Origin of the sequence: Desulfovibrio subterraneus (assembly GCF_013340285.1) — a bacterium.
Lineage (GTDB): Bacteria > Desulfobacterota > Desulfovibrionia > Desulfovibrionales > Desulfovibrionaceae > Halodesulfovibrio > Halodesulfovibrio subterraneus.
This window is the reverse complement of sequence record NZ_BLVO01000013.1, coordinates 424,401-436,833: the sequence shown is the minus strand read 5'-3', so window position 1 is coordinate 436,833 and position 12,433 is coordinate 424,401. Positions and strand designations below refer to the sequence as shown.

The following is a 12,433-nucleotide window of genomic DNA, read 5'->3' as shown; positions in this document are numbered from 1 at the left end:
ATTCGAAATTTGTCACACACTGCAGGCTGAAAGCAGACTTGTTACCCGTGCTCAGCCGCCAGCATGGATCTGAACTGCGCCACAGCACTTTCATCCAGACCGGCAGCGGCGAAGACTGCCGAAGTAAAGCTGACAGGAGCGGTTCCCGGTGCTGTAATCACACGCTCCCCGACAACAGCAGATGGACTCTGGCAATAACATGCGCCACCAGCATAACCTGCAGCATTTTCCGCCAGAAAATCAGCATCGTTGGATGTATGGGGGGTCGCATCAAGGATACCGGCCCGTGCAAGGGCCAGACTGCCGCCGCATATGCCTGCCACCGTACCTCCGGCGGTATGATACGCCTTCAGAAGCTCCCCGATGTCCGGCGCATCGGGAGATGCCCAGATGCTACCGCCTACCACGACAAGCACATCCGGTGCCCAAGCGACAATCTCATTCAGTCCATGCGGAACCATGGCCTCCAACCCGCCCTGAGAACGGACAACTCCAGCCTCGGGGGCGAAAAAACGGACATCAAAGCCGTAAAAGGGTACTCCCGTTCCGGCGATAAACGCGTATTCCCAGTCTGCGAATCCCTGCGTCAGTACAAGCGCAATCTTTGCCAACTTCAACCTCCCTCTCTCATGCAAAACAGGCTCATCCAGATTACAAACGGCTGTCGGCTTGCGAGTTGCCTGCAAACAACGCCGAACGAATACACTAAAACTCGTCAGAGATGTTCAGGGTGTCAGGTCCATTCGCAGACCTAGTCGCGCATGAGCGCTTCGCGCACCACATCCTTCATGGCCACCACATCGGGATGCTCAGGCCACGTGGCAAGCAGTGCCTCCACAAGCCCGCGCTCGCGCAGCATGAGGCGGCTCTCTGCATAGTTCAGTTCAAACACCCACGATCCCAGCAGCAGCTTGAAGTCGTTCACATAGCGCATGTCTTTGTAGCTGGCGAGACGGCGTTCCCGCAGGGATTCGAGAATGCCCGGCGACCATGCCCCCTCCTTCTCTTCCAGATGCAGAGTCACCACGTCGTTCTCAGAACCGTCGCGGGTGAAGGTGGCGATCATGACGGGAAAAATATCAATCTTGTCGCTGTCGCGCACCACATCGGTGACGGCGCGCAGGGCGGACGATATGCCGGAAGGCACACGAAAGCGGTTGTGCATGGCAACGCTGGCCAGCACATTGGCTTGCGTACTGCGGGATTCGCAAAGCGCAGCCTCGTTGCGGCTGCCCCCGTTGAGCACCCCCAGACGCCGCAGCGTTTTGCAGCCCAGAATGCCGTGGTTCACAGAACGCTGATCGCTGAACGTGCGGTACTGCGCATATTGCGGAAAACGCCCCACATCATGATACAGCGCGGCAAGCAATGCCGTGCGGGCCACATGTTCCGGCATATCCAGCGTGCCGACAATGCGCCGGGCGTTCTCAAGCACGCGCATAGTGTGATTGCGCTTAAGCTCGATATACCGGTTATCCTGCTCGTCGTCGGTCAGGTAGCCGGCTGTCCATGCCTCAAACCACGCCTCGTGCGCAGCTATATCCGGCAGGGGGGTCATGCCTGCTTCTCCGCTTTGGTACGACCGGCATCAGCAAGGCGTTCAGCCTCACGGGCGGCCTTTGCCTCGGCTTCCTTGCGGCGCATCTCTTCATTCCACTCATCCCACTTCTTCTCGCGGAAAAAGCCTCTGGGACCAAAGAGCGCACGCAGATACCCGATAATCATGAGGAAAAAGATGAAAATAAGGGCATATTGCCCCCACTTGGTATTCAGAAAGGCATCCAGCTTCACCATGAACTCGGAAGGAGCGGCTACTTCTTCCGCGGCAGGGGCGGCAAATGCCACGCTGACGGAAGAAACAAGAGCAGCGGCAAGAGCCGGAGCGAGAACAGTGACGAGAGCTGAGGCGCGGCGGCCCATATTGTAAAAGCGGTCAAACACGGTTCACTCCTTGCGCCATGCGGCGGTTTAGCGGTTCTTGTACGCCATGCCTTCCGCCTGAGCAAGTGCCGGAACCGTATGAAACAATCAGGAACATGCCATATCTTTTCAGCATGTTACGATATTAGTTCTCAAGCGAGGTTGTGACGGATGGGTGAATCTGGTACACAGATGTCGATCTTTTCCCCTCTAACACGACACTACCCAATGCCAGATTTTGTTCATCTCCATTGTCATACGGAATACAGCCTGCTTGACGGTGCCATCCGTCTTGAGGACCTTTGCAACAAGGCCAAGGACTTCGGCATGCCCGCCGTGGCCATTACCGACCACGGCAACATGTTCGGCGCGGTCTATTTCTACACGCTGGCGCAGAAAATGGGCCTTAAACCCATTATCGGCTGCGAAGTGTACGTGGCGCACGGCGACCACACCGACCGCACCAGCGAAACCAGCCGCAAGCGCTACCACCTTGTGCTTCTGGCCCAGACCGACGAAGGCTACCACAACCTCTGCCGTCTGGTTACACGCGGATTTACCGAAGGCTTTCACTACAAGCCGCGCGTAAGCCGCGAAATGCTTGCCGAATACAGCGAGGGCATTATCGCCCTTTCCGCCTGCCTTGCGGGCGAGATTCCGCGTGCGCTCATGAACGAGGGCATGGACCGCGCCGTGGAGCTGGCAAACATCTATTCCGGCATCTACCCCGGCCGTTTCTTTCTGGAACTGCAGGATAACGGCATAAGGGAACAGGACGAGCTGAACGAAAAGCTCATCGAGCTTGCCAGGATTACGGGCCTGCCGCTTGTTGCCACCAACGACTGCCACTACCTGAACGCAAGCGACGTGGAAGCCCACGACACCCTGCTCTGCATCCAGACCAGCGCCAAGGTGACCGATGAAAAGCGCATGCGCTTTGACACCACCGAGCTGTATTACAAGTCGCCGGAAGAGATGGAAAAGGCCTTCAGCCATGTGCCTGAAGCCATTGCCAACACGGTGAAGATTGCCGACATGATCGACTGCAAGCTCGATCTCGGCCATTACTATTTCCCGGAATACGAGCTGCCGGAAGGCGTTTCCATGGAGCAGGAGTTCAACCGCCTGTCTCAGGAAGGCCTGAAGCGACGCCTTGAAACCATCCCCTACAAGGTGGATGAGCAAGCCTATTGGGACCGCCTTGAATACGAGCTTGGCGTCATCAACCAGATGGGTTTTCCTGCCTACTTCCTTATCGTGCAGGACTTCATCAACTGGGCCAAGGACAACGGCATTCCCGTCGGTCCCGGCCGTGGTTCCGCCGCCGGTTCGCTGGTGGCGTGGTCGCTGCGCATAACCAACCTTGACCCCATACCCTACGACCTGCTGTTCGAACGCTTTCTGAACATCGAACGCGTGTCCATGCCCGATATCGACGTGGACTTCTGCGAACGCCGTCGCGGCGAGGTCATCAAGTACACCCAGCGCCGCTACGGCGAAGACAAGGTTGCGCAGATCACCACCTTCGGAAAAATGAAGGCCAAGGCTGTGGTGCGCGACGTTGCGCGTGCGCAGGGCCTGAGCTTTCAGGAAGGCGACCGCATTTCCAAGCTCATTCCCGAAGACCTGAAGATGACCATCAAAAAGGCGCTGGACGCGGAACCGGAACTGGCGGAGCTGTACCGTTCCGATCCCACCGTGACCAAGCTGCTGGATATTTCCATGCGCCTTGAGGGGCTTTGCCGGCACGCCTCCACCCACGCTGCGGGCGTGGTCATGTCTGACCGTCCCATGACGGACTACCTGCCGCTCTACAAGGATAAGAAGGGCGGCATGGTGACCCAGTTCGACATGAAGAAGGTCGAAGCCGTGGGTCTGGTGAAGTTCGACTTCCTCGGCCTGCGCACCATGACTGTTATTCAGGACGCGGTGGACAACATTGCGCTGGCGGGCAAAGAGCCGCCCAATCTGGATACGCTCGCCTTTGACGACCTGCCCACCTACGAACTGTACCAGCGCGGTGACACCGACGGCATCTTCCAGGTGGAAAGCTCCGGCATGCGTACCTATCTGCGCATGCTCAAGCCCACCTGCTTTGACGACGTCATCGCCATGCTGGCCCTGTACCGTCCGGGGCCGCTGAACTCGGGCATGGTTGACGAATTCATCAAGCGCAAGCACGGGCAGGTGCCCGTCATCTATCCGCTGCCATCGCTGGAGGACTGCCTCAAGCCCACCTACGGCGTTATCGTCTATCAGGAGCAGGTCATGCAGATCGCCCAGATAGTCGCCAAATACACGCTGGGCGGTGCAGACCTTCTGCGCCGTGCAATGGGTAAAAAGAACCCCGAGGCCATGGCGCAGGAGCGCGGCAAGTTCGTTTCCGGTGCCGCGGAAAACGGCATAGACGAAACCAAGGCCAACGAAATATTCGACTTGATGGAGCAGTTCGCGGCCTACGGCTTCAACAAATCGCACTCCGCCGCCTACGCGCTCATCTCGTACTGGACCGCCTATCTCAAGGTGCACTACCCCGCCGAGTTCATGGCCGCGCTCATGACCTCGGAAATGGGCAATCAGGACAAGATTCTCAAGTACGTTGCCGCCTGCCGCGACATGGACATAGAGGTGGTGCAACCCAGTGTGCAGACCTCGTATCGCCAGTTTACCGTGCATGACGGCAAGGTTGTATACGGCCTTGGCGGCATCAAGAACGTGGGCGACGAAGCCATACGCGAAATCGTTGATGCCCGGCAGGAGGGTGGCCCCTTTGCCTCGCTGCTCGACCTGCTCTGCCGCGTGAACACCCGCAAGGTGACCAAGCGCGTGATAGAAAGCCTGATCAAGGGCGGTGCCATGGACTGCCTCGGCTGTTCCCGCCACGGCATGATGGCCTCGCTCGACACCGTGGTGGTGCGTGCGCAGAAAAAGGCCAAGGAAAAGGACTCCAATCAGGTTTCCCTGTTCACCATGATCAAGGAAGAGCCGCAGGTCTGCCCCGGCATCGGCTTTGACTGCGAAGAACAGGGCATGGACGAGTGGTCGGACGAAATGAAGCTGAAGTTCGAGAAAGAGGCCCTTGGCTTCTACCTCACCAGCCATCCGCTCCAGCCCTACCGCCGCGAACTGATGCGCCTGCAGCTCATGCCGCTGGAAGAATGCGCCGACCTTGCGGCAGGAACGGAAGTGAAGTGCGCCATTCTCATCACCGGAATCAAGGAGCACATTACCAAGAAGGGCTCCAAGATGGCCTTTGCGAACATCGAAGACCTTACCGCCTCCGGCGAGCTCATCATCTTCCCTGAAGCGTATGCCGAAGGGCGCGAGCTGTTCCATTCCGACCAGCCGCTGCTGCTTACCGCCAAGGTTGCCGAGCAGAAGAACGGCAAGGACGAGGATGAACCCACCGAAGAGGACGAGGATGCCGTAAAAGAGATCAAACTGCTTGCCGAAAAGGTCCAGCCTCTGGCAGAAGCCTGCTTCAGCAATGGCGACCCCACCACGCTGGACCTGCCCACGGAAGGGCTGGACCGCGAATCGCTGGTCGCCTTCAAGAGTCTGCTGCAGAGGCATCAGGGAGCCGTTCCCGTGCAGATATGCGTGAACATCAACGGCACGTTCGCCTTCTATCAGGTGGACGACCGCTACTCCATCCTGCCCGGCCCTGCGTTTGAAAAGGATTTTACCGCCTGGAAAGGAGCTCTCAATGACAGACAGACAGCCTAAGGGCATCTGGCGTCTTACCGTGCGTTCGGATTTTGCCGCAGCCCATGCGCTGCGCAACTATTGCGGCAAGTGCGAGAACATGCACGGCCACAACTTTGCCGTGGAAGCCGTGGTGGAAGGCGACCGTCTCACCCCGGATACGGAACTCGTGCTGGACTTCAAGGTGCTCAAGCAGGAACTCAAGGGTGTGCTTGAGATGCTGGACCACAAGATGCTGAACGAAATGCCCCCCTTCGACGTGATGAATCCGTCGTCGGAGAACCTTTCGCGGTTCATATATCGCCATCTTGCCGAGCGTCTTTCCGGCAGGGAAGATGCAAACGGCGTGCGTGTGCATGCTGTCACGGTTTCCGAAAAAGCGGCCCAGTCCGCCACCTACATGGAGCTTTAGCATATGCAGCTCAGCATGCAGGCGATATTTGAAATCGCCCTGCCCCTCTTCCTGATCATGGACCCCATCGGCAACGCAGCCGTGTGCCTGCCCATGCTCAACGAACACTCGCTTGAACGTCAGCGCCGCATTCTGTTCCGCGAACTCATCTTCGCGCTGATCATCATCTTCGTGTTCCACTATTTCGGCGAATGGCTGCTCGGCGTGCTGAATATCCATCAGTCCACCCTGCGCCTTTCCGGCGGCATCATCCTGTTCATCATCGCCATGAAAATGGTGTTCCCGCAGGCGGGTGAAAGCGTGGTGGAGCTGGACCGCGACCCCTTCATCGTGCCCATTGCCGTGCCGCTCATCGCAGGTCCGTCCGCGCTTGCGGCGGTTATGCTCTATGCGCACAGGGCGCAGGGCCAGCATGGCTGGCTCGGCTCCCCAGAAGTGCTGCTCGGCATTCTGGGCGCATGGGGTGCCACTTTCCTCATCATGATGAGTGCGCCAAGTTTGCTCAAATATCTGGGTAAGCGCGGCATGCGAGCAGCAGAAAGGCTGATGGGGCTTATCCTCGTCTTTCTGGCAGTGCAGATGCTTGAGGATGGGATAAGCATGTATTTGAAGACGTTTTAGACGAAAGCACGCAGGCCAAGTTGCCTGCCTATAGTCGGCCGTCAGAAATATCGCAGCCGCTGCTTCGGGTTAGAAGCAGCGGCTATTTTAATCGCTCACTCAATATTTGACATTGTGAAGTTACCCTTCATTACTAGAACAAGTTTTTCTCTTCTTACAAACACCCTCATAGAATAATTTAATTATCTCTACGATAGACTCTAAAACGTCTTTAAGCGCTGAAATACTTGAAAAAAACAAAACGAGAGTCAAAAACATTAATAAATCACGCTTTGTTACAAAAGACAAGGGCATTGATATACCAGGCAAGTCAACATCATGAATACAATAGAACGTTACAACAAAAATGAGACTAAAGAACACAAACAAACAATCATTCCTAATTGAATCAACGTATGCGCCATATACTCTCTTGCCAACATTTAAATCAATTGACAGATTAATAAATGACTCATTTGTCAAAACAGTAGCAGCTATTGCAACGCATGCCAAAGAACTACCTGATAAAATGCCCAATAAAGTCATTATGTTTCCATAAAACTCATTTTGACCAGTTTTTGACAAAGCTAAAGTACTAATACAAGACAGAACAACAACCTTAAAAAAGCACATAGTCCTTAAATATGCAATCAAATAACTAATCATTACCCGCCAACTCTTCTCTTAATTGGTGAATAATTTGAGAACTGAAAACTTCACCAATATGCGAAACATTCACTTTAGCATCATTATCTGTACTTCTAAAAATACCCTCATTATTATTTATTGACCAAACTCCACCAGTATTTTCTATAGTATCAACTTTTGCTTTTGTAACTTCATCTTCAACAACGCGAAGACACCCAAGCTTACTTTCTTTTCTTTCAACAATAGAAGTGACATTCTCCTCAATTTTGAGTCTGTTCAATTCTTCTCGTATTTCAGCACTTGTTCTTCCTGCAATATTTGGAACCATAAACTTAAATTCCACATAGTTTACCCCCTTAGACCTCTTAACAATATCCCAAAAACGGCCCTTCGCTGGAAGTCTTTTTACTTCAACAGTATACATAGAGTCTAGCATATTGGTAAAAATACTACTTAGAGCTTTACATAGCGATGATATTGCAATCCCTATCCGAGAATAACAATTCGCTTGTATATACAATATCTGCTTCTCTTTACTGATCAAAAACCAAATTGGCGGATGATCAGAAACAATACTTGCATGCAAATGCTCTCCATCATCATCCATATAGACACGCTCTTTTTGCTGCGTTATACGCCCCCCTTGCAGTTCATTTTCTATAAAAATCAAATCGCGAAATTTAAGTATTCGATCACGGTTTCCACTATGAAATGAGAAATTCTTTTGCTCTACGACCTTCTCCCAAATCAAATCCATTGGGGTCTGACCCTTCCTTAGGATGGGAGGCAGTGACTCAGCGAGTAAATTAGGGAAAATCGAAATAGTGCATGGATAGAAAACTGCAAGTGGTTTGCGAGGCATACCCCCCTCCTATTTCGAGCAACCTATATCAGCAGATTCGATAATTCAATATCAAACACGATACTCACAGACAATTGTGGGCATATGTCAACTCAATGTCCATACACAGCAAAAAAACCCGCACCTTTCGATGCGGGCTTCTTCATTTCTTCTCGTGTCTCTTTCTACTCTTCCCTACTCATCTCACCTACCGCCCCTTATACACGAACTTCACGCCCCTATCCGGCTTGCTTTCCTGATTGGGGGTAATGTCCAGACAATGGGTGGAGCACGATATGCACGGGTCATACGCCCGCACCAGCATGGATGTCGTCAGCTCTATCTCGGCTTCGGACTTGTCCGCGATCATCGGCACCAGTGCTTCCAGATCGTGCTGAATGTTGGCGTGGTTCATGTTGGTGGGGATAACGCAATCCGCCTCAACCATGCGGCCCTTGGCATCGTATTCATAACTGTGGAACAGAATGCCCCGCGGCACTTCCACGGCACCCACACCGCGCCCTGCACGGGGGCGGATCACAGGCGCTTTTTCGCGCTTCACTCCGCCAACAAGCAAGGATTCCACCAGTTCCATGGAATCTTCCACCGAGTGAACACATTCCACCAGCTGCGCAAGGTTGTTGTGATAAGGGTTCACCGTTTCGGGGGTAAGCCCCACAAGCTTTGCCACTTCCCGCGCCGTGGGCTTGAGATGCATATGGTTCAGCTTGTAGCGTGAAAGCGCCCCCACCATAAAGGAATTACGCTTGTTCTTTGTCCACTTGGCCGTGGACTGGGGAACACAGTATTCCTGCGTCACATTGCGGTAGAAGCTGGCAGGCTTGCGGCTTGCGTCGGATGATCCCACCTCGCCCCGGTACAGGGCGTATTCCGAGGGGGAAACAAGGCCGATGTATTCGGTCTCACGACTGAAGTCAGGGAACTTGCCCGCCAGCGAGGCGAACAGATTTGCGGCTTCCCTGAAACCGGGCAGACTGTCGCGGAAGCCGTTGAGCAGCACAAGCAGCTCCTCTTCCGTCGGCAGCTTGGTGAACCCGCCCGGCACCATGCGCTGCGGGTGCGTGGTGCGGCCGCAGATGGTACGCGAGAACTCGTTTGCCAGACGACGCAGGGCGATAAGCCCCACAAGTTGCGGCTTATGCGTTTCTGCCAGCGGAATGACGGAACCCACCCCCATCAGGTCCGGCAGCACGAGATAGGCAAGATGCAACAGATGGCTCTGCAGGTTCTCCGCATGAATGGCCAACTTGCGCAGCGTGACCGTCTGGGCGGAGATGCGGATGTTCATGGCATCTTCCGTTGCCTGCAACGAGGACAGCTGATGCCCTATGGAACAGATGCCGCAGATGCGCGACACGATCTGGTGCACATCCTTATAGCTGCGCCCCTGCAATATGGCCTCGAAGAAGCGCGGCGCTTCCGGCACTTCCCAGCGCACGGTTTCCACCGCGTTGTTCTCGCCGATCACGACAACGATATTGCCGTGCCCTTCCACGCGCGTAACGTGGTGCACATGTATGGTCTTTTTGCCTTCAGCCTCCGCAGCCAGCACAGGATCAGTGCACGCGGCACAGGTTGCGACGGGCTCGGGGGCCTTGGTTTCGTCTTTCTTCACTTTCTTGGCGCTCATCGTATCTCCTCCCGCAGCCTACAGAGGCGCGGTGGTATGACTGAGGAAAATGCGCAGCAGATCCTGCACTTCGGAACGGCTGTATCCGGCACGCTCCTCCATCACATAGCGGGCGGCATCAAGGTTCGCCATGGGCGCGAGCCCGCGGCAGCCCCAGCAGTGGGCTCCCTCGTTGATGCAGCATGCGCCGCAGCCTGCACGGGTGATCATGCCCAGACACAGCTGGCCAAGATCATACCGGCATATGTTACCGGCCTGCTTGCACTCTGCGCAGACAGGATAGTCCGGCACAAAGGGGCGCTTGCCTATGATCAGGTCCTTGATGATGCGCAGAAACTCGTTGCGGTCGATGGGACAGCCGTGAATCTCGGCATCCACCTTCACCACAGCGGAAAGCGGCCGGGCAGCATAGGTGCTGTAGCAACGGGCGTTGTCGCCGTATACCTGACGGCGATACATGGTTTCGCTCATGAAGTTCTTCATGGCGTTCACGCCGCCGATGGTCGCACAGGCACCAAACGCCACCAGAATCTTGGCGTTTGCGCGTATCTCCTTCAGCCGTTCCTCATCTTCAGGACGGGTGATGGAACCTTCCACCAGCGCGATATCATAGTCATCGCTATGGCCGGTCATCACCTCGCGGAAGCTCACCACTTCCACATGCCCGAGCACGTCGAGCAGGGTTTCCTCAAGATTCGCCACCTGAAGCTGGTCGCCCTCGCAACCTGCAAAGTCAAAGAACGCTATTTTCGGTTTCCGTTTCATGGCGTCCTCCTAAATGGCTTCGGGGTGGGTCTGAATGTCGTGATACTTGAACACCGGCCCTTCCACACAGGCATTCAGCCCGTTTATCTGGCAGTGTCCGCACTTGCCTATGCCGCATTTCATGTGCCGTTCCAGCGAAACATAAATGTTCTCGCGCGAAATGCCACGCGCCTGACACTGCTGGATGACAAACTTGTACATGACAGGCGGCCCCACCATGGCCACATGGGTGATGTCGGGATCAATCTCCACATGCGGCAGCAGCGAGGTGATGAGCCCCACGTTGCCACACCAGTTCTCGTTGCCGCAGTCCACGGTTTCGTAGACTTCCACGTCCTCGCGGGCCTCAAGCTCTTTGATCTGGTCAATGAAGATACGCTCGGAAGGATTGCGGCAGCCGATCATGACGATGATGCGGCCGAACTCGTCGCGGTGACGCAACTGATAGTGCAGCAGGCTGCGCAACGGAATGTAGCCGAGGCCCCCCGCCACGAAGATGGTGTCCTTGCCCACGAAATCCTGCACGGGAAAGCTGGTGCCGTAGGGGCCGCGTATGCCGACCTTCTGCCCCACCTTCATTTCGTGCATGGCGTTGGTCACGTTGCCTATGCGGCGCACCGCGAGCTCAAAGGTGCTGCCCGTGGCGTTGGGCGGCGAGCTGACCGAGAAAGGCGCTTCGCCCACCCCGTACATGGAAAGCATGATGAACTGGCCGGGCTTGTGCATGAGCGCCCTGCCGTTATCCGGCTGGAAGGTGAACAGGGTGACGAAGTCGGAGAGCTTTTCCTTCTTCACCAGCGTTGCGGGCGCGGGAACGTATTGGAACAGGGTATCAGGAGTCATGACGGTCCGCCTCCCACAGTTCGTTGAACACGGCCTTGGGGTCGGCAATGCCCGAGGTGCATCCGGAAACACACCTGCCGCAGCCCACACAGCCCAGCTGGCCTATCTTGTCATAGATGTACTTGCCCTTGCGGTAGTAGCGGTGACGGAACCGCTCACGGGTATGCGGCCGGAAGTTATGATCACCGGCCACGCGCGAGAAGCTGTCCATCATGCAGCCGTCCCATTCGCGGTAGCGCTCGCCCTTGGTCAGGGTGTTATCCAGCTCCTCCTTCATGTCGAAGCAGTAACAGGTGGGACAGACAAGATTGCAGGTGCCGCACGAAAAGCAGTGTCGCGCGCGGTGCTGCCACAGGGTGGAATCCCATGCGCGGCTCAGGATATCCGCTGTTTCACGCCACGGATATTTCAGGCCGTCGCGCAACGATTCCTTGATGATGCGCTGGTGCGCATGGCGTGCGGCTTCCTTGTCCGCGTCCGTGGCAAGGTCCAGAGGCCCGCCCGCAAGCAACAGCTCCTTGCCCCGGCGGGTGGCAACCTCCACGTGGAAAGAGGCCGAGCTTATGCGGGTCCAGTACAGGTCGTAGCCGTTGTCGATTTTGTGCGCGTCAACGGACGCCCAGAAGGCGTTACGGGCAACGGCGGCAGGTTCCAGAGCAAAGATGACGGTGTTCTTCTTTCTGGAGATGAAATTGTTGTCAGGCACATCCTTGCGCATGAGCGTATCCAGCTGGTTGGCAGCCTTAACGTCATACGGGTGCACGCCAAACAGAAGCTGCTTGGGTGCCTCGCACACGACTTCCGCTGTGCACGCGGCAGGATCAAAACGCAACAGAGTTTCGCGGGGGGGAAGGAAGAAGCGCTTCAGCGTATTGTAGGCAACATCGTATTCCCAGGCGATTTCCTCATCTTTGCGCCATGGGACGAAATCATAGATGCCTTCTTCAACTTCCACCGGAACATGAACCTGAAATTCTCTGGCCCAAAGCTCCAGCAGCCCCGGAAGCTGATCCATATACACAGTATACGAAGTCATGGATTCCTCCGC

General features: G+C 55.5%; 12 protein-coding genes. 3 read left to right on the top strand and 9 right to left on the bottom strand.

What is annotated here, in order from left to right:
* Positions 1–41: 41 nt before the first annotated feature.
* From HUV30_RS08880 to HUV30_RS08870, 3 genes are all read right to left on the bottom strand, one after another.
* The gene (locus HUV30_RS08880; RefSeq protein WP_174405086.1) at positions 42–611 is read right to left on the bottom strand and encodes a DJ-1/PfpI family protein; all 570 of its coding nucleotides are present in this window, start codon (positions 609–611) and stop codon (positions 42–44) included.
* Between the two features lie 140 nt (positions 612–751).
* Entirely contained in the window at positions 752–1,558 is an 807-nt protein-coding gene (locus HUV30_RS08875) for an HD domain-containing protein (protein ID WP_174405085.1), read from the bottom strand.
* On the bottom strand, positions 1,555–1,941 hold the full coding sequence (locus HUV30_RS08870; RefSeq protein ID WP_174405084.1) for a hypothetical protein: 387 nt from the start codon (positions 1,939–1,941) through the stop codon (positions 1,555–1,557). The genes HUV30_RS08875 and HUV30_RS08870 overlap by 4 nt, the downstream gene beginning before the upstream one ends.
* Positions 1,942–2,148: 207 nt before the next feature.
* Here HUV30_RS08870 and dnaE point away from each other — a divergent pair, with 207 nt between their 5' ends.
* Genes dnaE through HUV30_RS08855 form a run of 3 tightly spaced genes read left to right on the top strand, consistent with a single transcriptional unit; the run spans position 2,149 to position 6,658 of the window.
* Positions 2,149–5,646, top strand: coding sequence for a DNA polymerase III subunit alpha (gene dnaE, locus HUV30_RS08865; RefSeq protein ID WP_174405083.1), 3,498 nt, complete (start codon positions 2,149–2,151; stop codon positions 5,644–5,646).
* On the top strand, positions 5,627–6,037 hold the full coding sequence (gene queD / locus HUV30_RS08860; protein WP_174405082.1) for a 6-carboxytetrahydropterin synthase QueD: 411 nt from the start codon (positions 5,627–5,629) through the stop codon (positions 6,035–6,037). The genes dnaE and queD overlap by 20 nt, the downstream gene beginning before the upstream one ends.
* Before the next feature lie 3 nt (positions 6,038–6,040).
* Positions 6,041–6,658 (top strand): MarC family protein, encoded by a 618-nt coding sequence (locus HUV30_RS08855; RefSeq protein WP_243452126.1) that lies wholly within the window; start codon positions 6,041–6,043, stop codon positions 6,656–6,658.
* Positions 6,659–6,778: 120 nt separating this feature from the next.
* Here HUV30_RS08855 and HUV30_RS08850 read toward each other — a convergent pair whose 3' ends face one another.
* The 6 genes from HUV30_RS08850 to HUV30_RS08825 all read right to left on the bottom strand — a co-directional run bounded on the left by HUV30_RS08850 (position 6,779) and on the right by HUV30_RS08825 (position 12,421).
* A complete protein-coding gene (locus HUV30_RS08850) occupies positions 6,779–7,303 on the bottom strand; it encodes a hypothetical protein (protein WP_174405081.1) in 525 nt (174 codons plus the stop codon).
* Positions 7,296–8,147, bottom strand: a complete 852-nt coding sequence (locus HUV30_RS08845; protein ID WP_174405080.1) for a hypothetical protein — start codon at positions 8,145–8,147, stop codon at positions 7,296–7,298. The genes HUV30_RS08850 and HUV30_RS08845 overlap by 8 nt, the downstream gene beginning before the upstream one ends.
* A gap of 187 nt (positions 8,148–8,334) precedes the next feature.
* On the bottom strand, positions 8,335–9,777 hold the full coding sequence (locus tag HUV30_RS08840; protein WP_174405079.1) for a Ni/Fe hydrogenase subunit alpha: 1,443 nt from the start codon (positions 9,775–9,777) through the stop codon (positions 8,335–8,337).
* An 18-nt stretch (positions 9,778–9,795) separates the two neighbouring features.
* Positions 9,796–10,542: an NADH-quinone oxidoreductase subunit B family protein gene (locus HUV30_RS08835; protein ID WP_174405078.1), complete on the bottom strand. Its 747-nt coding sequence runs from the start codon at positions 10,540–10,542 to the stop codon at positions 9,796–9,798.
* Between the two features lie 9 nt (positions 10,543–10,551).
* On the bottom strand, positions 10,552–11,385 hold the full coding sequence (locus tag HUV30_RS08830) for an FAD/NAD(P)-binding protein (RefSeq protein WP_174405077.1): 834 nt from the start codon (positions 11,383–11,385) through the stop codon (positions 10,552–10,554).
* Positions 11,375–12,421 (bottom strand): 4Fe-4S dicluster domain-containing protein, encoded by a 1,047-nt coding sequence (locus HUV30_RS08825; protein ID WP_174405076.1) that lies wholly within the window; start codon positions 12,419–12,421, stop codon positions 11,375–11,377. The genes HUV30_RS08830 and HUV30_RS08825 overlap by 11 nt, the downstream gene beginning before the upstream one ends.
* Between the last annotated feature and the right edge of the window lie 12 nt (positions 12,422–12,433).